Raw genomic sequence first — 21,373 nt, forward strand, 5'->3', positions numbered from 1 at the left:
TCAAGGCGCGTTGGTTTGAGCAAGTGCCATAACCTGGTTGCGCAGGCTTGTAACGGCAGGGGCGGGAGCCAGGGTGGCATAACCTTGCAGCAGTTCGGGCAGTTGCTCTTCGAACAGCCAGCGACGGTCTTCGGGGTAGCGTTGCATATGCCGCAAGTTGCGCTGGCGCAGGGCTATGCGCAGTGCCGAAGGATAAAGATGCATGTCGGCGATATCGATCAGGGCGAACTCGCCATCGTCCATCAACAACACATTGCCCAAGTGCAGTGAGCGGAAGTAAACGCCCTTGTCATGCAGGATCGCCAGGAACTTGCCGAAGCGCTCGACCAGGGCCTGGCGCATGGCCGGCGAACCCATCGACTGCATGACCTGGCGCAGGGTCTGGCCGGGCAGTGGTTGGTACAGCACGGCAGTGCTGCCATTGCGCAACTGAAACAGGTCGAGGATTTTCGGCGCGGGAATGCCCATCGCCTGCAAGCGCTCACTGTTGACGGCAAAACGTTCCGAATAAGGGTTGAAGCTGCCCGAGGTATAGCAGCGGCGTGCGCGGAACAACTTGAGGAAGTTGCCGTTTTGCAGGCGCAGCACCTTGGGGCCCAAGCCATCTTCTTCAATCACCTGGGCATGGCTGGCAAGGGTATTGAAGGCGGCATCGGACAGGCGGTGAACCGGCCTGTCGCGCAGGGTCTTGAGGCGCAGGCCGATATTCAGTGCGGCGATCAGGGCCAGCGGGATCCACAGCAGATACCAGTGTTCCTTGGGGCGCGAGATGATCCCTCCACCCTCGGTCAGGCCGGCACCGATACCGTATACCAGCCAGGCGGAGGCCAGGATGAACAACGGCTGCACGCGGTGACGCCAGCTGCTGTACAGGCCCCAGGCCTGCATGAACAACCAGGGCAGCAGGCCGAGCAAACCGACGTAGAACAGTACCCCCAGGAAAAAATTATGGGGCTCGCTCAGGGGGTACTCGGGGTGCTCTGACAGCGTCAGGGACAAGTGCGCGTCATAGCCATGGCCGATCCACGGGTTTTGCGCGATCAAGTCCAGCGCCATTTGCCACAGTTCAAAGCGGAACGAGCTGCCACGGCCGACGAGCATGTCCCAGAACAGTGCCGCCACCACCACGCTGCCGATGGCCAGCATACTTATCAGGGCCAGCGAGCGCCGGTTCCAGCAGATGAAGCTGAGCCAGACCATAGCCATCACGATGGCCACCAGTGGAGTTCTGGAGCCGGTGGCGATCAGCGCGATGAACATGATGACAAAACCGGGAATGGCGGCAAGCAGGACTGGCGGGCGCTTGCAGGTCATGCCCAGGGTTAGCCAGTAGATGCAAAAGAACCCGAATGCATGGGAGCTGAGCAGCGGATTGTCGAACGCACCGGCTCCGATCATCCGCATGTCCGGATCATTGTTGGGGTAGAACATGTACAGGTTGTACAGGGTGGCGACCAGGGCAATGACTGCAGCACCAAAAATGACCGGCTGCAGGCTGTCACTGCGGTATTTGACCAGCAAGGTACCGCCCGCGAACAGCATGAACAGGTGCAGCGGGGGTTTGAGCAGGCCGAGAACGCTCTCCTCGGTGTTGCTCCAGATCAGGCTGGCCATGGCCCAGGCAGCAAACAGCAGGAAGCCTGCGATCAACGGTTCACGCAAGATGTCCCTGAGTTCTTTGGGCCGCAAGACAAGGGCAATCAGGGTCGGAATGCTGAACAGCCCGTAATACAGTTTGTGATGCAGGCTTCGTCCAGGCAGAAAATAAAGGTCGGATAAAAGTAATAAAAGGCCGACAGGCAGCAGCCATAGGCAAATGAAATCAAACACCCGTTGTTTTGAATAATTTAAGTAGCTCAATTGCATGCTGAAAGGTTCGTTCCAGATTTTGGACGGCCATACTAGCGCACTGGCCCTGTAGTGTCGTTTTTACTGCCCCACGAGGCCGGGCTACAAGCGGCAGTCAGTACACCAGAGAAGCTGTGATAAAGTCAGCTTCCTTTTTTACTAACCGCCGCGTGATATGACCGAATCCAGCCCCAGCACAAGCGAATCGAGCTTGAAGATATATCTGCGCCTGCTCAGCTATGTCCGGCCTTATGTCGGCCTGTTCCTGCTGAGTATCGTCGGGTTTCTTATTTTCGCTTCGACCCAGCCAATGCTTGGTTACATCCTCAAGTATTTCGTCGATGGCCTGTCCAATCCGGACGCAGTGCTGTTTCCTTCCGTTCCCTATTTGCGTGATCTGCGCCTGTTGCAGGTCGTGCCGATCCTGATTGTGTTGATCGCCGCATGGCAGGGCCTGGGATCCTTCCTGGGCAACTACTTCCTGGCCAAGGTCTCCCTGGGCCTGGTACACGACTTGCGGGTTCAGCTGTTCAACAACCTGCTGGTCTTGCCCAACCGCTATTTCGACAAGCACAACTCGGGCCATCTGATCTCCCGTATTACCTTCAACGTGACCATGGTCACCGGTGCTGCCACCGATGCGATCAAGGTGGTGATCCGTGAAGGCATGACAGTCGTGTTCCTGTTTGGCTCGTTGCTGTGGATGAACTGGCGCCTGACGCTGGTTATGGTCGCGATCTTGCCACTGATTGCGGTCATGGTGAGCACAGCCAGCAAAAAATTCCGCAAGCAAAGCAAGAAGATTCAGGTTGCGATGGGTGACGTAACCCACGTTGCCTCGGAAACCATCCAGGGCTACCGCGTTGTGCGCAGCTTTGGCGGTGAGGCGTATGAGCGCAAGCGCTTCCTGCAGGCGAGCCAGAGCAACACCGACAAGCAACTGCGCATGACCCGCACCGGGGCTATCTATACCCCGATGCTGCAACTGGTCATCTATGTAGCTATGGGCATCCTGATGTTCCTGGTGCTTTACCTTCGTGGTGACTCGTCGCCTGGCGACATGATCGCCTACATTACCCTGGCCGGCCTGTTACCCAAGCCGATTCGTCAGCTGTCTGAAGTCAGCTCGACGATCCAGAAGGGTGTAGCGGGTGCCGAAAGCATCTTTGAACAGCTGGATGAGAAACCGGAGGTCGATACCGGCACTGTTGAGCGCGACCACGTCACTGGCCGTCTGGAAGTGCGCAATCTGAGCTTCACCTACCCGGACACCGACCGTCAGGTGCTCAGGGACGTGAGCTTTTCGGCCGAACCGGGGCAAATGGTGGCATTGGTGGGGCGTTCCGGCAGTGGCAAGTCGACATTGGCGAACCTGATCCCGCGTTTCTATCACCACACAGCGGGCGAAATTCTGCTCGATGGCGTTGAAATCGAAGATTACCGTCTGCTCAACCTGCGCCGTCATATTGCCCAGGTAACCCAGCATGTGACCCTGTTCAGCGATACCGTGGCCAACAATATTGCCTACGGTGACCTGGCGGGTGCCCCGCGTGCCGACATCGAAAAAGCCGCGCGTGATGCTTACGCGATGGACTTTATCGAGCAATTGCCACAAGGCCTGGACACCCAGGTCGGTGAGAACGGCGTGCTGCTTTCCGGCGGTCAGCGTCAGCGTCTGGCAATTGCCCGGGCGTTACTCAAAAACGCACCGCTGCTGATCCTGGATGAGGCCACCTCGGCGCTGGATACCGAGTCCGAGCGCCATATCCAGGCGGCACTCGACCACGTCATGAAAGGTCGCACCACGCTGGTGATCGCTCACCGGCTGACCACCATCGAGAAAGCCGATCTGATTCTGGTGATGGATCAGGGCCAGATTGTCGAGCGCGGTACCCATGCCGAGCTGATGGCGCAAAACGGTTACTACGCACGCTTGCACTCGATGGGGCTTGATGCGCCTCAGGTCTCCGGCGATATCGCCTGAGGCCTATACTGATACCTGTGGAGGCAGGCCTGCCTCCACGGGGAATCTTCATCTTGAGTCTTGTAGCTCATGTCTGATTCTCATTCGCTGCGATTAATACCGTGAACTGACCTGCGTTCACCCTGTGTTAATATCGCGCCCCTGTTCATTTTGTATGTGGGTTGTCCATGAAGTTGTCCATGCCGCGATTCGATCAAGCCCCTGTCTTGGTGGTAGGCGATGTCATGCTCGACCGTTATTGGCATGGCGGGACCTCACGGATTTCCCCTGAGGCGCCGGTGCCGGTGGTCAAGGTCGAGCAAATCGAAGACCGCCCGGGCGGCGCTGCCAACGTTGCGCTCAACATCGCTGCACTGGGCGCACCTGCCTCGCTGGTGGGGGTGACCGGCGACGACGAAGCCGCCGACAGCCTGGCCAACCGGCTCAAGGGCGCGGGTGTTCGAGCACTGTTCCAGCGTATTGCGCACCAGCCGACCATCGTCAAGCTGCGGGTCATGAGCCGTCACCAGCAATTGCTGCGTATCGATTTCGAAGAACCGTTTGCCACCGACGCCCTGGCGTTGGGCGCTGAAGTTGAAAACCTGCTTGAAGGCATCAAGGTGCTGGTGCTGTCCGACTACGGCAAGGGTGCCCTGAAAAACCATCAGGTGCTGATCCAGGCCGCACGTGCCAGGGGCATTCCGGTGCTGGCCGATCCCAAGGGCAAGGATTTCTCGATCTACCGTGGCGCCAGCCTGATTACGCCAAATCTCAGTGAGTTTGAAACCATCGTCGGTGGTTGCACCGACGAGGCCGACCTGGTGGCCAAGGGCGCCAAGCTGATGGCAGATCTGGACCTGGGTGCCTTGCTGGTGACCCGTGGCGAACATGGCATGACCCTGTTGCGTCCGGGCTTTGCCGCCATGCACCTGCCGGCCCGTGCCCGAGAAGTGTTTGACGTAACAGGGGCTGGCGATACCGTCATCTCAACCCTGGCCGCAGCCATTGCTGCCGGTGAGGAACTGCCCCACGCCGTGGCCCTGGCCAATCTGGCGGCGGGTATTGTGGTCGGCAAGCTGGGTACGGCAGCCATAAGTGCGCCGGAACTGCGTCGGGCGATCCAGCGCTCAGAAGGGTCGGAGCGTGGTGTGCTGAGCCTCGATCAGCTGTTGCTGGCCATCGAAGATGCGCGGGCGCACAACGAAAAAATCGTCTTCACCAATGGTTGTTTCGATATTTTGCATGCCGGGCATGTGACCTATCTGGAGCAAGCGCGGGCCCAGGGCGATCGTTTGATCGTTGCAGTCAACGATGATGCTTCGGTGAGTCGCCTCAAGGGTCCGGGTCGCCCGATCAACAGTGTGGACCGTCGCATGGCGGTACTGGCCGGTCTGGGCGCCGTGGACTGGGTGATCAGCTTTCCTGAAGCCACGCCGGAAAATCTGCTGGCTCAGGTCAAGCCTGACGTGCTGGTCAAAGGCGGTGATTACGGCATCGATCAGGTGGTTGGCGCCGATATCGTGGCCGCCTATGGCGGTACGGTTAAAGTGTTGGGGCTGGTTGAAAACAGCTCGACCACAGCCATTGTCGAGAAAATTCGCGGTCAGTGATCGACCGCACACCCCCTGTGGGAGCGGGCTTGCTCGCGATCGGGTCGACTCGGTGTAACTGAAAAACCGAGTTGTCTGAATCGCGAGCAAGCCCGCTCCCACATTTGAATCTAAGACTTTTTCACCACCTTCCTGAAAATCTGCCGCGCCTTGCCGGTCAGGCGCTTGAGCCGTGACTCGGGTTTGGGCGGGGTTAAACCCTGTTGCCGAACCCAATCCTTCCAGCGAATCCGCTCGTCATGGACCACCCAGCCGTCCTGCGGTGCAAAGCTCTCGGCCAGCCGCACGCCACGGGTACTGGCAGGTTGCAGGCGGTCTTTGCTCAGGGTGTATAACTCGGCGCAGGGCCGGCCTTCCGTGAGCGGGATCAGGTACAGATCCGGGCGCTTGCGGTCCAGCCGCGCTACCAGTTGATCCCCTTCAAGCCGCTCTTCGACATGGAAAAGGCTCAGGGACTTGGCCTCTTTGGGCACTTCCAGACGCAGGTCGTAAATCAGTTGCAGCGATGCTGTCGGCAAGTGCACGTAGGTCCGTGGCCGCTCCAGCAAGGGCTGGCTGCCACAGCTTACAGGCCGTGTCGCACCGGACAGGGGGGTCAGGCGAAAGGGCATGGCCTCGCGGTAATGCAGCGCGGCGGCGTAGGGCGCAGGCAGCCATGTTTCATTGAACCGCCCGCTCAGCCAGCCTTCGGGGGTTTCCAGCAGGCACTCTTCGGCAATCTCCTGGATGGCTGTGTGCAGGGGCAGGCTGACCTCGTGGGCTGGCACGTAACCAGAGATCAGCTTGAGCACCACATCGCCCCGATCCTGACGACGCTGACGTACCAGCACCCAGTAGTCGCGACCTTGCCAACTCATGGTCAGTCGCACGGATACGCCAAGGTTGGCCAGCTCCAGCGAAAAACGCTCATTATCGGCAACCTTGACCGGGCGGCGCTTTAGCAGGGTCTGCGCGAAGTTCAACGGCATGCCGATGCTTTGATAGCTCAAGCCCTCTGGCGTGGCTTCGACAAATAACGGCAGGGTTTTGAAGTCGCTGGGGTTCTTGCGGATCAGCATGCGCGGCATGTCGGCTCCTCCTTGCGTCGGGGTCGGCCGCGTCGGCGGCTTCAGGTTTTACGCAGAACCTGCGCAACGGTCGCCACGTTATGGGCCAAGTGCAGCGGATTGATGGTGCCGACAATAGCACTGGCAACCCCGTGATGGCCAAACACCAGTTCGAAGCTGGCGCGCACCGGATCGACCCCAGGGCTCAAGCACACATGCCCGCTGGCCAGCGCCTTTTTAACCAGAATGGCCTTGCCGTGGGCCGCGGCGTAATCGATCACCGGCCGCTCGGCCTGTTCATTGAGGTTGTAGGTGACCATCGCGCAATCACCGGTTTCCAAGGCCTTGAGCCCTCCTTCAACGGTTTTGCCCGACAAGCCGAAACCGCGAATCTTGCCCTCGCGTTTGAGTTCGGCCAGGGTCTCGTAGACCTCGCACTCATTGAGAACCGCAAGGTCATTGCCGTCAGAGTGCACCAGTACCAGATCGATAAAGTCCGTTTCAAGACGTTGCAGGCTGCGCTCAACGGAGTGGCGGGTATGCGCAGCGCTGAAGTCGTGACTCGACTGGCCGTCGACAAACTCTTCGCCGACCTTGCTGACGATCACCCAGTCCTGGCGCTGACCACGCAATAGCGGGCCAAGGCGTTCTTCACTGCGGCCATAGGCGGGGGCGGTGTCGATCAGGTTGATGCCCAGATCGCGGCTGAGCTTGAGCAGCATCTGCGCTTCGTTATCATCCGGAATCTTGAAGCCGCTGGGGTACTTGACCCCCTGGTCGCGGCCAAGCTTGACGGTGCCCAGCCCCAGTGGCGAAACCAGCAGGCCGGTACTGCCCAGCGGGCGATGGAAGTCGTGCAGGGTTGGCTGGCTCATGGCAACAGTTGCTCCCACGCGGTTTTTCCCAGGGGTGGACGTGGCAGCGGAGGGAGGGCCGGTGCATTGCCCGGTTTGATTCCGTCGTGCTCCAGCGCTTGCAGCACCCGGTCAGAGAAGTCCGGTGCCAGTGCCAGCTTGGTCGGCCAGCCGACCAGCAGACGGCCCTGGTCCGAGAGAAAAGCGTTGTCCGGGCGTACCAGCCCCGACTGCGCAGGCTCGGCACGGTTGACCCGCAACGTGGCCCACTGCGCCTGGCTCAGGTCAACCCAGGGCAGCAGGTTGCCCAGCTCTTTTTTCGCCACGGCGATTTGCTCGGCAGGTTCGCGGGCCACGCCATCGGCTTCGGCGATATCACCGCCCAGATACCACACCCACTCGCCATTGGCCGCGGGGTGAGTGGTTACCGTAATGCGTGGCTTGGGCCCACCGCCCAGGCAGTGGGCGTACAGCGGCTTGAGGCTGGGCCCCTTGACCAGCACCATATGCAGCGGGCGCAGTTGCTGGGCCGGAACGCTGATGCCGACACTGGCCAGCAGCTCGGCATTGCCGCCACCTGCACTGAACACAATACGCTGGGCGTGAATCTCGAGACCGTCGACCCGCAGGCCAATCAGTTCGTCGTTGTCAAACAGCGGTTCAATCACCTGCCCGGCCAGCAGGCCATCCCCCGCCAACTCCGCCAGACGCTCGATCAGGCTCGGGACGTCGACTACCAGCTCCGCCAGGCGATACACCTTGCCTTTGAAACGTGGATCTTGCAGGGCCGGGGGCAACTGGTCGCCCTTGACCTGATCGACCCGGCCACGCACGGCCTTGCTGGCAAAAAAGCTGGTGAGGTTGCCCGCGAGGGTGCCCGGCGACCACAGGTAATGGGCTTCGGAAAGAAGGCGCACACCACTCAGGTCGAGTTCGCCGTCGCCGGCCAGGGCTTCGCGCCAGCGGCGCGGCATATCGGCGATGGCTTCGGACGCCCCGGTCAGGGCACCGTGCAGCGCATATTTGGCGCCGCCATGAATGATGCCTTGAGATTTCACACTCTGCCCGCCCCCCAGGCTTTCACGCTCGACCACAATCGTGGAGAAGCCCTGGCGACGCAGGCGGGCATTGAGCCAAAGGCCGGCAACCCCAGCGCCGACAATCAGCACGTCGGTGGAAATAACAGATGGCATGGGCGACCTCGGCGTTTAAAGACAAAGACCGCAAGTATACAGCCTGATCCACAACCTGGCCTGAGCCTGTAAACCTGCGTAGCAGCTGCCGAAGGAACGAGGTGTGGTGTTTTCGTTGCTGGATTCAATGCCCCGCTGTTTTCGAGAACAGTTGAATCACCACCACCCCCAGCACAATCAGGCCCATGCCGAGCATGGCCGGGATGTCGAGTTTTTGCCCGTAGATAAACAGCGCTGCGACACTCACCATCACAATGCCCATACCCGCCCACACCGCGTAAGCCACGCCCACGGGAATGGTTCGCACCACCAGGGTCAGCATCCAGAATGCCGTGGCGTAACCGGCAATCACCAGGATCAGCGGCAGCGGTGTACTGAAACCCTTGATCGCTTTCATGGAGACGGTGGCGATGACTTCGGCGCAAATGGCAATGGCCAGGTAATAGTAGGCGTTCATGGTGGAGTCCTGAGTGTGGAGCGGGGCAATTTAGCAGCAAGGCATTCTAGTAGTTGTGAAAGTGTGTAGTGCGTTCTGGTTGCGACAGGGTAGGGAGTATTCGGTGCCATCATCGTGAATACTTTTTCAAGTAAACTCCGCACCCATGAATAGAACTCTCTACACCTTGCTGTTTCATCTGGGGCTGCCACTGGTGGCGATTCGATTGTGGCTGCGGGCGCGCAAGGCGCCCGCTTATGCCCGGCGTATTGGTGAGCGTTTCGCCTTGAATCTGCCGACCCTGCAGCCGGGGGGAATCTGGGTGCATGCGGTCTCGGTGGGCGAGAGCATCGCTGCCGCGCCGATGATTCGTGAGCTGCTAAAACGTTACCCACAGCTGCCAATCACAGTGACGTGTATGACACCCACCGGGTCCGAGCGGATCCAGGCGCTGTTCGCGAATGAGCCGCGTATTCAGCATTGCTACCTGCCTTACGACTTGCCGTGGGCGGCCGCGCGCTTTTTGAATCGCGTGCAACCCAAACTCGCGGTCATCATGGAAACCGAGTTGTGGCCCAATCATATCCATCAGTGTGCCAAGCGCGGCATACCGGTGGCGCTCGCCAATGCCCGCTTGTCGGCACGCTCGGCCAAGGGCTATGGCCGCTTCGCCCGCCTGACCCGGCCCATGTTGGAAGAAATGAGCCTGATTGCCGTGCAGACCGAAACCGAAGCCGAGCGCTTTCGTCAATTGGGTGCACGACCTGAGTGCGTTGAGGTCACCGGCTCGATCAAGTTTGACCTGACCATCGACCCCCAGCTGCTGGTCGATGCCCGGGAGCTGCGTGAGCAGTGGCAGGCTCTGGCTCGCCCGGTATGGATTGCAGCCAGCACCCACGAGGGGGAGGACGAGATTGTGCTCGCGGCCCATCGGCAATTGCTTGGCCATTACCCCAATGCGTTGCTGATGCTGGTGCCTCGGCACCCGGAGCGCTTCAATCAGGTATTCGAGCTGTGCCAGCGCGAAGGGTTTGCCACGGTGCGCCGTTCCAGTGGCGAGCCGGTCACCGCAAGTACCCAGGTCATGCTGGGTGATACCATGGGTGAATTGCTGTTTTTGTACGCGCTGGCAGACACCGCTTTTGTGGGGGGCAGTCTGGTTCCCAATGGCGGGCACAACCTGCTGGAACCGGCGGCGCTGGCCAAACCGGTGTTGAGCGGGCCACATCTGTTCAACTTTCTGGAAATCAGCGCGATGCTGCGCGACGCCGGAGCACTGGAAGAAGTGGACGACGCCCAAGGGCTGGCGCTGGCGGTACAGCGCTTGTTCGAGTTGCCGCAAGACGCCCGGCGCATGGGCCAGGCGGGCCTTAAAGTCATGCAGCGCAATCAGGGCGCCTTGCAGCGGTTGCTCGATGGCCTGGGACGGTTGATGTCGCGCTAGTCGGCCAGTGGCAGAAACCAGCGTTCGGCCAGGTCTTTACCAATCTGGCCGCGATGCACGTTTACGATGGCAGGGGCAGTTTTAGCCTTGTCCAGCTGGACGATGTAGCTGAATTTTCGCTGCTCTTTTGTCTTCAAGTGAGCGGCCGTGTAGTTCGCTTTCGGGGTATGGGCCTCGTCATAGTGAAAATGGGCATACCACAGCGGGCTGCCCTGGCGGTCGTTGACGGCGTACTCCTGCATATAGTCCTGCCGCTCACCGGTTAACGGGATGCGCTTGCCTAGCCCCGCTATCTGGACCTGTTTCTCATCAATCAGGTACTGCAGGTTGCCATGGGTCGGCGGCAGTTCGAAGCTCAACTTGATGCGCATCTCCCTGCCTTCCCTGATCATTTTTTGGGCAGCACTGCGCATGCTGTCGATCAGGGTCTGATCGTCCTGGGACCTTGAATCCTCGGCTTGGGTCTGCAGGGCCAAGTGCAGCTCAGTAGCCAGCTTGTCGAGCTTATTGGCTTCGCGAATGAGTTCTTCTTCGACTTCCTGCGGGTAGCGGGTACTCATGCTGTGCACTGTGGCCTTGTGCAGATGCCATTCGGACAAGGCGTAAAGTTTGCGCGCATCACCCTTGATGATATTCAGTGCCCGTGTGCGCGGTGATTCAGTGCGCACGGTTTTAATCTCGATCCATTCGTCCTCGTGCTGCAAATAAGTCGACAGTAATTGCTCGTCATAGTCTGAGCGGATTTCAATGACATCACTCAGCCATTCGTTGTCTGCGGGCCGGAGTTCGCCGATCAATTTGCCCTTGCCACGGACATGAATCACTTTTTTGGAGCGACTGCCAGCGGCAGGTGGTGTGCGCTTTCCAGGTCTTTGTGCGGGGGGCTGCGGGGGCGGCTTGATCTCGGCCGCCAGTTGGCGGGTGACATCCTGATAGAGCTCTGTCAGCAACAGACGAAGTTTTTTGAAGTACTCGGGATCCAGTTCATCGGCATACATCAAGCCAATGCCTTCCAGGGCATCCAGCGCCTGGCCGTAGTTCTCCGCGAGGCTGTCCAGTACCTCCAGGCGTTTGTCAGCGTCGATTTCCAGAGTATTGAGCTGGTTATGGGTGTGGGTGTGCTCATTGAGCGGGTCAATGGCGCTATCAAGGCTTTCTTCTGTGAGACTGCTTGCGGAGGGGGTGGAGCTGGCCTGTTTCAGGCAGTCGAGCTGAAAACCCTTGAGAGTCAGGCTGGTATGTCCGGCCGCAGGTATTGAGCGGGCCAGTTCGGTAGCGGCAGCGATGCCCGCTTCGCCGAAGTTGTACAACTGCTCCAGATAGCCGTCTCTTTGCTCGATACGTTCTATCGTGATCTCGTTGATTGCCACCTGCTCGCGGTTTGACTGTGCATACCCCTGGGGGTCTGCCTGTACCGCGGCCTCGATATCAGCGTCCTCTGCATTGAACTGCGGCCACTTGTTGATCAGGGCTCTTTGTTCGTTTGCCGAGACAACCAGGGAGATGATCCGGTTGTCGAAGGACTTCTCCAGCATGGAAATCACGATCGTTTCGTGAAAGGGGATATCAAGCTTGCTGCGTTCCTCGGCAGTGGCCAGCAATGCCTGGTAACCGCTCAACTCCGCGTGCAGTGCGGTTTTGAGCCTCTCGCGTAAAGCGGCGAGCTGCTCGGCAGTGAAGCGTGGGTCTGCCATTGCACTTCTCAGGGCGCTGTGGGTGATATCAACGGCCTTCTGCCGCGGAGCTTCAAGGGGGTAAAAGTCAGTCAGCTGTGTTTGCAGTTCACTTTTACGCCGGGCTTTTTGCGCTTGCAGGGACGCTATGCGTCTGGAGAGGCCCCCAGCCTGTAAACGCAGGCGGGTGTCTACAAACCAATTACCTTTACCATCCGTTCTCAGGTTCGGGCCAATGCGATTGATATCGGTGCTTGAAGAGATGGCGACATTATCTTCGCTGTCGATGTGCACGGGGTACAGCCCTTCACCGAGCAAGGCGTGCCACTTCTGATCAATTAAATAAAGCCCCTTGAACAGGCCGTCGGGTATCGGAGGCGGTAAAGTTTCGGGTCGCGCCACCTTGAAACTGGCCAACAGCTCGCGTCTGCTGGCAGTCAGGCGATCGCTGGCGCTGGCGATGCCCAAGTCCAGCTCGGTGCTGCGGGCACCAGGCAACTCGCCGGGCAGGGCCACGATGCCCGTGACAATTTTGGGCGGCTCCGGCTCCGGCCAGATTTCGGCGATACGGGCCGGCGCCTGCGCTCGCAAGGCCTTGCTCATTAACCCTTCTGGAAGTGGTGTGAGTTTCTGCAGAGCCGTCTGGGACTGGTGGAACAGCAACATGCCCAGGTTAAGCAATACATCGGCGGCTGCCAGCTCGCGAGTCGCGGCGTCACTGCTGGCAAGAGCGGGGATGTCCTGGCTGGCCAGTTTCGCGACACTCAGCAAACCGCCGGTCAGCATGATGGGGGGTGGCAAGCCCGGCAGCAGCAACAGGCTGTTGAAAATCAGGCTGCCACCTTCCAGTAGCACCCCCCAGCGGCTTTCCGTATTGGACACCGAATCTGTGTTCGCCTGCTCCACCAGCGCCCTGGCATTACAGCCAAAGAGGTACTGCATCAACTGGCCGTTCTGTAGAAATTGCAGTAACTCGTCGCTGCCGTTGGTGGCCAGCCTGGCAGGACCCGGCCGTTCAATCGGAGCGAACTCACTGCCCAAACCGAAGCGCAGGTAATGTGGCTCCTTGAAGCCGCCGTTGTCGTAGATCGGACGGGCAATGTCACTCAACCAGGTCAGTACGCTGGTTTGCAGAGGCGAGGGCTCGACAATGGCGTCCAGCAGTGCGTCGCGGGTGCTGAACTCCAGCAGTGATGGCGAGTAAAAAGGCCGGTACAGCACATGTGGCCCATACTCGACGTTGGCCGGCTCGATGATAAACATGTTACCCACAATGTCGGGCAGGGCTTCGGGGTGGCGTAGCAGGGCCAAATGACGAATGACCACTGCCAGTCCTTCGACCTGTTGCTCAGCGGCGCAGGTGTGTACCACTGCGGCCACATGGCGGGCGCCCAGCGGGGTCAGGCCATTTTGTTTTTTCAGGCTCAGTTCCAGCGCTTCCATCGGCAGTTGCACGCTGGTTTGAGTGGCGAAAAACCTTTCGCGCACCAGGGCGTCGGGTGTGTTGCTCAACAGTGCGTTTTCAAGATACTTGGGGTACACCCTGCCGATATCGACCTTTTCGATCAGCCCGCCGCGTCGGGTGATGTAGTCGGGCGTCAACCATCCTGGCAGTGGCTCCCCCAGGCGATGGCGCAGGCTGAGTGCACCTTCGGGCCGACCGATCAGATTTTTCAGGGACAGCTCGGTCAGGCTCATGGTGGTGCTCTCCACGATGCCGATGGTCCCGGGCAGGCCGGTGGCGGACAGAAAAGTCAGCTCGATATCATTGGGTGCAAACTGATCCATGCGCTCTTGCATGGGGATATCTTGCTCGAATTGTCGCTGGTCGGCGCGCATTTGCCAGTGCAACGCGTCGGCGGCATAGGTGTGGATGTCGCTGATGCCATACAGGTAGGTCTTGCCTTCGCTGGCCTGTTTGGCGGCATACAGGGCAAGGCTGTAATGGCGATAGCGTGCGATGCTGGCCGCTGACGCGTTATTCAGCCATTCGGGCAAGTGGTTTTTGACCGTTGTAAGGCTCTGCAAGGTGGCTTTGGGCGCGTCGGCAAAGTATGCCGAGGTATCCGTGATGGACCTGTAAACCCTTTGCAGTGCCTGCCAGCCTATACTGGACGGCACTTTTAGCGTGGCTGTGCGTTCAAGTTGCCGGTTCAGAATGGCGGCGGCGCTGGCATCGAAAAAATTGCCCTCCAGCTCAAATTGCTTCATGCGAATTTCTTTTACGGTGTACGAGCTGATGATTTTCCTGGCCCAGGCCTGACCCAGTGTGTCCATGCTTTTAAAGGTGAGGGTGTCGCCGTCAGCTTTGCACATCAGCACCTGGTTTCGGGTGACCAGAGCAATCCTTGTATTGAGCCCGGAGTAAACCACCTCAGGATTCAGCAGGGTGGCTTCGAGCCAATAGGCGCGCACAGCGTTCTCGCCATACAGGCGGATACGCTCTTCGAGGTCGGGCGTGGTGATGACCTGGTTGATGGCAGCAAGGGCGGCCGGGTTCAGACCGGTTTGCCGAATTGCACCAATTGTCAGGGTGTCCCGCATCACATCGCTGAGCCACCGCCAGCGGCTGGTGCCGGTATCGGTTTTTTTTGTCCACCACTGGTGCAGTGCATTCTGCAGGCCGACGGGCAGGCGCCAGGGGAGTTCCTTGACCAGGCTTTCGATAACCTGCATATCCAACTCACCGTCATCGGGCTTGAGCCAGTCGGGGGCGTTATCGGTCAGGTAGTAGGGTTGTGTGTTGACGGGGCTTAAATCCAGCGTGACACCGCTACCCAGGTAATCCAGCACCCGGGGCATGAACGGCTCCAGCGACCAGCCTCCACCGGGCCTGGGCACGGCCAGGCGGGTGCGTTCGAGGCTGATTCGCAGTGAGGGATAGCGCTGTGCAATGGCCGCTGCGAGCATTTGCCGGGCGACCGTTGTGAGTGGGGGCGGGTTGGCGAACTGTGCCCGTACGGCATTTTCGGGCAGGGCGAGGGAGGGCGAGGGGACTGTAGGCATGAGCGTTCCTGTGTTGCGTTCCAGAAGGTCATACGACCGATGCCGTATTAACTTCTGGAGCGTTCAAGGAACGGTGTTAGCTGGATATGTCAGCCAATCAAATTGCGCGAAAGTCAGTTGCCCGGCGAGCGCAGATTGGCTTCGGCGGCCTTGGCCAGGTCCGGTGGCAGAAAGTCCTTGTCCGGGTTGTAGTCGGCTTTCAAATAATGTGACAGCGCTTCCAGATCCCCCGGGTTCAACGTTCCTGCAGCTTGCTTGAGGCGCAGGTTGTCGAGGATGTAGTCGTAGCGACTGTTGTTGTAATCACGTACCGAGTTGTACAGCTGGCGCTGGGCGTCGAGCACGTCGACGATATTGCGTGTACCCACCTGGTAGCCGATTTCCGTGGCTTCCAGTGCGCTCTGGTTGGAGATGATCGACTGTTTGCGTGCCTGCACCTGTTCAACGTCGGTGTTGACCGCGCGGTGCAGGTTGCGGGTGTTTTCCACCACCTGACGGCGCAAGGCTTCACGCTGTTGTTCGGTCTGGTCCAGGCGCGAGTACGACTCGCGCACCTGGGAGCTGGTCAGCCCGCCGCTATAGATCGGGATATTCAACTGCACGCCGATGCTGCGCTGGGACACGTCGCCGCCGTAACGCTGGTTCAGGGCGTTGGGGTTGCTCAAACCGAAAGCGTCGTTGTCGCCGGTTTTGTACTGTGCCACGGCATCGAGGGTTGGCGCATGGCCAGCCTTGCGCTGCTTGAGGGTTTCTTCGGCGGCGTTTACCGCGTAATTGCTGGCCAGCAGGTTGAGGTTCTGCTGCGCGGCGGTGTCTACCCATGACTTGGCGTCATTGGGCATCGGCGGCAGGATCGGCAAGGTGTGACGCATGCCTTCAATCGCATTGTACTGGCGGTTGGTCAGGGTGATCAGCGATTCAAAAGCGTCTTCGACCTGACGCTGGGCCAGCATCCGGTTGGCCCGCGCCGTATCGTAGCTGGCCTGGGATTGCAGCACGTCAGTCTTGTCCGACAGACCCACGTCAAAACGCTCGCGGGACTGGTCCAGCTGGCGCTTGAACGCGGCCTCTTCGGCCTTGGTCGCTGCCAGTGTGTCCTGGGCGCGCAGTACCGAGAAGTAGGCATTGGCGCTTTGCAGAATCAGGTTTTGCTCGGTGGCCGAGAGTTGCAGTGCAGCCTGTTCGTTGATCGATTCGGCGGCTTTCAACTGGAACCAGCGGTCAATCCGGAAAATCGGCTGTGCCAGCGTGGCCTGATAGACCACGGCGCTGCGGGTGGTGGTCAGCGATGGCTGGTCGATGGCCGTGCGCACGTTGCTCGACTCGGCCCCCCCTGACAGGTTGGGCAGCAAGCCAGCACGGGCCTGGGGCACCACTTCCTTTTGCGCCTCGTAACCGGCGCGGGCCGCCGCCAGGTCGGCGTTGTTGTCGACCGCTTCGTGGTAAACGCTGACCAGGCCGTTTTGGCTGGACAATGGGGCGGTGGTTTCCAGCGCCATTGCGCTGGACGCCCAAGACACGGCGATAGCCAGTGATAGTTTGCGCAGCATGAGCGATCCCTAGTTCAAGAATGCGAAAAATGAAAGCCCGAGTCCGACTCGCGGTTTCAAGAAGTAGCGAGTGTAGTAGTGGTGGCACCTTGCAACAATGCCGTTCTTGCGCCTTTTATCACGCCATTGATTGAGGGGTTGGCGTTCTGCCTCACTCTTCTCTAGACTGGGCGCGTTCTTGTCGGGGTGCCTTGCTATGAGGCTGAGATCGAATAATTTCGGATCCCGTTGAACCTGATCAGGTTAACGCCTGCGTAGGGAACAAGATTTCTCGTCTCCCGGCGAGTCCTCTTGAGTGCTGTCCGGGATTGATTGGTCAAAAAATGATCAATCATTCGAGGCCGTCACTCAGCACCCAGTCCTTGGGTGCATCCGTACATTTTTCAGGTTCTCCCTCCGACAATCCGCCTGGATGCAGTCTGGAGAGCCGTGATGAGTACAAAACCAAAAAACGCGATCAATCTCAGTGATTCGGCCAAGGTCGATGAGCAGTCGGTCAAGCCGTTTACCCGCTCGCAAAAAGTCTACGTACAGGGTTCGCGCCCGGACATTCTGGTGCCGATGCGTGAAGTCAGCCTGGATGTCACACCTACCGATTTTGGCGGTGAAGTGAACGCCCCGGTATTGATCTACGACACTTCGGGCCCGTATACCGACCCGTCGGTGCAAATTGATGTGCGCAAAGGTCTGGACGATGTGCGCTCGGCGTGGATTGACGACCGTGACGACACCGAGCGCCTGCCGGGCCTGAGCTCCAACTTTGGGCAGATGCGCCTTGAAGATGCAGAGTTGACCAAACTGCGCTTCGCCCACGTGAAGAACCCGCGTCGGGCCAAGGCCGGTGCCAACGTCAGCCAGATGCACTATGCGCGTCAGGGCATCATCACCGCCGAGATGGAATACGTCGCCATCCGCGAAAACATGAAGCTGCAGGAAGCCCGCGCCGCCGGTTTGCTTGACCAGCAGCATCCGGGCCACAGCTTTGGCGCGAGCATCCCGAAAGAAATCACCGCCGAATTCGTGCGTGATGAAATCGCCCGCGGCCGCGCCATCATCCCGGCCAACATCAACCACGTTGAGCTGGAACCGATGATCATCGGTCGCAACTTCCTGGTGAAGATCAACGGCAATATCGGCAACAGTGCGCTGGGCTCTTCTATTGAAGAAGAAGTGGCCAAGCTGACCTGGGGCATTCGCTGGGGATCGGACACGGTCATGGACCTGTCCACCGGCAAGCACATTCACGAAACCCGCGAGTGGATCATCCGCAACTCGCCGGTGCCGATTGGTACGGTGCCGATTTACCAGGCGCTGGAAAAGGTCAACGGCGTGGCCGAAGACCTGACCTGGGAGCTGTTCCGCGACACCCTGATCGAGCAGGCCGAGCAGGGCGTGGACTACTTCACCATCCACGCAGGTGTGCTGCTGCGTTATGTGCCGCTGACCGCCAAGCGCGTGACCGGGATTGTGTCCCGTGGTGGTTCGATCATGGCCAAGTGGTGCCTGGCGCACCACAAAGAAAACTTCCTTTACACCCACTTCGACGAAATCTGCGAAATCATGAAAGCCTACGACGTCAGCTTCTCGCTGGGCGATGGCTTGCGTCCGGGATCGATTGCCGACGCCAATGACGCGGCGCAGTTCGGCGAGCTGGAAACCCTTGGCGAGCTGACCAAGATCGCCTGGAAGCACGACGTGCAGTGCATGATCGAAGGCCCTGGCCACGTGCCGATGCAGTTGATCAAGGAGAACATGGACAAGCAGCTGGAGTGCTGTGACGAGGCGCCGTTCTACACCCTCGGCCCGCTGACCACCGACATTGCGCCGGGTTACGACCACATCACCTCGGGCATTGGTGCGGCGATGATCGGCTGGTTCGGTTGCGCCATGCTTTGCTACGTGACGCCCAAGGAACACTTGGGCCTGCCGAACAAGGATGACGTGAAGACCGGGATCATCACCTACAAGATCGCGGCCCATGCTGCCGACCTTGCCAAGGGTCATCCAGGCGCTCAGATCCGCGACAACGCCCTGAGCAAGGCGCGTTTTGAGTTCCGTTGGGAAGATCAGTTCAACCTGGGCCTGGATCCGGACACGGCGCGCTCCTATCACGACGAAACGCTGCCCAAGGATTCGGCCAAGGTCGCGCATTTCTGCTCCATGTGCGGGCCGAAGTTCTGCTCGATGAAAATCACCCAGGAAGTTCGTATCTACGCCGCCAACCAGCGCATAGATGCCATCGACGTGGATGTGGCCAAAGGCCTGGCCGAACAGGCCGAGCGCTTCAAGCAGGAAGGCAGTCAGCTGTACAAAAAAGTGTGATGTAAGCAGTCCCCTTGTGGGTGCGGGCTTGCTCGCGATTGCAGCACCTCGGTGATTCAGCTGCACCGAGTTGATTGCATCGCGAGCAAGCTCGCTCCCACAGGTTTTTTAGGCGGTTTTCTCTTTGTGGGATTCATTCCTTGAACACACCCGGTACTTACTCTCCCGACCTTGCTGTCCCTCTGGATCTGCGTGCATTCGGCGGTCGCGATTTGTTCTCCCTGTGGTTCTCCCTCGGCATTGGCCTGATGGTGTTGCAGACCGGCGCGTTGCTTGCGCCGGGGCTGGGACTGTCGGGTTCATTGCTGGCGATTTTTCTCGGCACGCTGGTGGGCGTGTCGCTATTGGCTTCGGTCGGTGTGATTGGCAGCGATACCGGCCTTTCGTCCATGGCTGCGCTCAAGCTCAGCCTGGGCAGCCGCGGTGCCATGCTCCCGGCCATGCTCAACGTGCTGCAACTGATCGGCTGGGGCTCGTTTGAAATCATCGTGATGCGCGACGCGGCCAGCCTGCTTGGCGCCCGGGCTTTTGGCGAAGGCAGCCTGTTGAGTAACCCCCTGTTGCTGACGCTGTTGTTCGGCGCCTTGGCCACCTTGCTTGCGGTGAGCGGGCCATTGACCTTTGTGCGCAAGATTCTGCGCAAATGGGGTATCTGGTTACTGCTGGCGGCCTGTCTATGGCTGACCTGGAACCTGTTTGCCAAAGCCGATCTGCCAGCGCTGTGGGCGCAAAAAGGCGATGGTTCGCTGCCGTTCGCAGTGGGTTTTGACATTGCCATTGCCATGCCGCTGTCGTGGTTGCCGCTGATTGCGGATTACTCACGCTTCGGCAAGCGTGCACAAAACGTGTTCGGCGGCACGGCCTTGGGCTTCTTTATCGGTAACTTCTGGCTGATGAGCCTGGGCGTGGCTTACACCCTGGCATTCGCCCCGAGTGGTGAAGTGAATGCGCTGCTGTTGGCGCTGGCAGGGGCCGGGCTGGGGATTCCGCTGCTGCTGATTTTGCTCGATGAGTCGGAAAACGCATTTGCCGATATTCACTCGGCGGCGGTGTCAGGCGGGATTCTGTTGCGTTTGAAAGTCGAGCATCTGGCCCTGACCATCGGCGTGGTCTGCACCTTGATCGCCTGCTTTGCGCCGCTGGCGCAGTACCAGAACTTTCTGTTGCTGATTGGTTCGGTGTTCGCGCCATTGTTCGGCGTGGTGCTGGTGGATCACTTTATCCTGCGCCAGCGCAGTGCCCGGGTTGCGCCTGAGTTGTGGCGCTGGCCGACGCTGCTGGCCTGGCTGGGCGGGGTGCTGACTTATCACCTGCTGGCGAACGTGCTGCCGGATGTAGGCGCAACATTGCCCGCGTTGTTGCTGGCCGGCGGGTTGCAGTGGCTGTTGGGGCGCGGGTCAAAAACGGCCTAGCACACTGTGGGAGCGGGCTTGCTCGCGATGCTGGCGACGCGGTTTTCCAGTGAAACCGTATCGATCCCATCGCGAGCTAGCCCGCTGCCACAGGGGCGGTTGGCGTTACCCGCGACCCGGAAACCACTCTGGCTTTAAAATCCCGTTCAAACGCGAGTACGGAATCTTCAACTCAACATGGCCCTCAGAGTACGGCGCAATGCTGTACACGTCGTACTTGAGCACTACGTTGTCTTTGAGCAGCGCCACATGCGGGGTTTTCTCGAACGGCCAGTTTTTCACGAACTCCGGGTCGCTGCCGTAATGGCTGCTGATCAGCCAGTTGTTGTGAGCCACTTTGGCTGCACCCCAGAAAGCCTGTTCCTGACCCGGCAGCAGCATGTCCTGCAGGGTCACGTCCTTTTGCTGTGAGCGCGAGTAGTTGATAAAGCCGCGGCCCGGCATGCCATGGGCGCCCCCGGTATCCAGGTAGCTGGAAAGCTCGACAATCACCAGACCGTCATGCTGCTCGCGTACCTTGGCCTGCAAATAAGTGCTGTTACGGCTGTCGGCCGTACGCAGGAAGTGTTCGCGATAGGCGTTGAGCGAGGGCGCCAGTTTGTCCTCAGGCGAATTGACGGTCATTCGCAACAGGCGATTTTCGATCAGCGCATCGAGCTTGGGGGCGTCGGGAAAATGCAGTGTATCGATGTTCACCAGCGGGCATTCCTGGCCGGTGCAGCCTGCCTTGACTTGCTCGGAAGCGTCATTGGCAAACGCCAACGGCTTTTGCACCGCAGGCTGGAACACGCTTTGGCAAGCGCCCAGGGTCAGGGCGATGCAAGTCATGGAAGCAAACTTTAAAAGCGACATGGTCGTCCTTCATCGTCGGAAGAGTGGGGGAGTGATGGTGGTTCGACTGCCAGCATGGGCATCGGTTCGCCACTAAGCTTATGTAGAGCCAATTAGAGTTGTTTTGCAGGCGATCCGTCTATCCCCGTGTTAGAAAAGAGGCTGCATCAGCAGTCTCTGGCGCG

General features: G+C 59.5%; 13 protein-coding genes and 1 riboswitch. Of the genes, 5 read left to right on the forward strand and 8 right to left on the reverse strand.

The features are described 5' to 3' along the window. Positions 1-1,866: a bifunctional O-antigen ligase/aminoglycoside phosphotransferase family protein gene (locus GHN92_RS07875; protein ID WP_153379843.1), complete on the reverse strand. Its 1,866-nt coding sequence runs from the start codon at positions 1,864-1,866 to the stop codon at positions 1-3. A 157-nt stretch (positions 1,867-2,023) separates the two neighbouring features. Here GHN92_RS07875 and msbA point away from each other — a divergent pair, with 157 nt between their 5' ends. Continuing rightward, the gene (gene msbA, locus GHN92_RS07880; protein WP_153379845.1) at positions 2,024-3,832 is read left to right on the forward strand and encodes a lipid A export permease/ATP-binding protein MsbA; all 1,809 of its coding nucleotides are present in this window, start codon (positions 2,024-2,026) and stop codon (positions 3,830-3,832) included. Positions 3,833-3,999: 167 nt separating this feature from the next. Further along, positions 4,000-5,421, forward strand: a complete 1,422-nt coding sequence (gene hldE, locus GHN92_RS07885; RefSeq protein ID WP_095000925.1) for a bifunctional D-glycero-beta-D-manno-heptose-7-phosphate kinase/D-glycero-beta-D-manno-heptose 1-phosphate adenylyltransferase HldE — start codon at positions 4,000-4,002, stop codon at positions 5,419-5,421. Positions 5,422-5,531: 110 nt separating this feature from the next. On the opposite strand, the gene GHN92_RS07890 is transcribed toward hldE, so the two are convergent. The 4 genes from GHN92_RS07890 to GHN92_RS07905 all read right to left on the reverse strand — a co-directional run bounded on the left by GHN92_RS07890 (position 5,532) and on the right by GHN92_RS07905 (position 8,971). Continuing rightward, positions 5,532-6,488, reverse strand: a complete 957-nt coding sequence (locus GHN92_RS07890) for a metal ABC transporter ATPase (protein ID WP_095000926.1) — start codon at positions 6,486-6,488, stop codon at positions 5,532-5,534. A 41-nt stretch (positions 6,489-6,529) separates the two neighbouring features. Continuing rightward, positions 6,530-7,342: an aldo/keto reductase gene (locus tag GHN92_RS07895; protein WP_095000927.1), complete on the reverse strand. Its 813-nt coding sequence runs from the start codon at positions 7,340-7,342 to the stop codon at positions 6,530-6,532. Next, entirely contained in the window at positions 7,339-8,514 is a 1,176-nt protein-coding gene (locus GHN92_RS07900) for an FAD-binding oxidoreductase (RefSeq protein ID WP_095017691.1), read from the reverse strand. The genes GHN92_RS07895 and GHN92_RS07900 overlap by 4 nt, the downstream gene beginning before the upstream one ends. A 124-nt stretch (positions 8,515-8,638) precedes the next feature. Next, on the reverse strand, positions 8,639-8,971 hold the full coding sequence (locus GHN92_RS07905) for a multidrug efflux SMR transporter (RefSeq protein ID WP_095000929.1): 333 nt from the start codon (positions 8,969-8,971) through the stop codon (positions 8,639-8,641). A 145-nt stretch (positions 8,972-9,116) separates the two neighbouring features. Between GHN92_RS07905 and waaA the strand changes: the two genes are divergently transcribed. After that, positions 9,117-10,394, forward strand: a complete 1,278-nt coding sequence (gene waaA, locus GHN92_RS07910) for a lipid IV(A) 3-deoxy-D-manno-octulosonic acid transferase (RefSeq protein WP_095017690.1) — start codon at positions 9,117-9,119, stop codon at positions 10,392-10,394. On the opposite strand, the gene GHN92_RS07915 is transcribed toward waaA, so the two are convergent. After that, positions 10,391-15,073 (reverse strand): dermonecrotic toxin domain-containing protein, encoded by a 4,683-nt coding sequence (locus GHN92_RS07915; protein ID WP_153379847.1) that lies wholly within the window; start codon positions 15,071-15,073, stop codon positions 10,391-10,393. The two genes, waaA and GHN92_RS07915, sit on opposite strands and share 4 nt — an antisense overlap. Before the next feature lie 113 nt (positions 15,074-15,186). After that, positions 15,187-16,623, reverse strand: coding sequence for a TolC family outer membrane protein (locus tag GHN92_RS07920; protein WP_095017688.1), 1,437 nt, complete (start codon positions 16,621-16,623; stop codon positions 15,187-15,189). 172 nt (positions 16,624-16,795) lie between these two features. Then, positions 16,796-16,901, forward strand: a riboswitch (TPP riboswitch). 154 nt (positions 16,902-17,055) lie between these two features. On the opposite strand from GHN92_RS07920, the gene thiC reads away from it, so the two are divergent. Further along, the gene (thiC, locus tag GHN92_RS07925; protein WP_133144743.1) at positions 17,056-18,945 is read left to right on the forward strand and encodes a phosphomethylpyrimidine synthase ThiC; all 1,890 of its coding nucleotides are present in this window, start codon (positions 17,056-17,058) and stop codon (positions 18,943-18,945) included. A gap of 140 nt (positions 18,946-19,085) precedes the next feature. Further along, positions 19,086-20,357, forward strand: coding sequence for a putative hydroxymethylpyrimidine transporter CytX (gene cytX / locus GHN92_RS07930; RefSeq protein WP_153379849.1), 1,272 nt, complete (start codon positions 19,086-19,088; stop codon positions 20,355-20,357). A gap of 105 nt (positions 20,358-20,462) precedes the next feature. Here the strand turns inward: cytX and GHN92_RS07935 are convergent, their stop codons facing one another. Then, positions 20,463-21,209: an RsiV family protein gene (locus tag GHN92_RS07935; protein WP_095023821.1), complete on the reverse strand. Its 747-nt coding sequence runs from the start codon at positions 21,207-21,209 to the stop codon at positions 20,463-20,465. Positions 21,210-21,373 lie beyond the last annotated feature (164 nt).

Origin of the sequence: Pseudomonas sp. FSL R10-2964 (assembly GCF_009600035.1) — a bacterium.
Lineage (GTDB): Bacteria > Pseudomonadota > Gammaproteobacteria > Pseudomonadales > Pseudomonadaceae > Aquipseudomonas > Aquipseudomonas bubulae.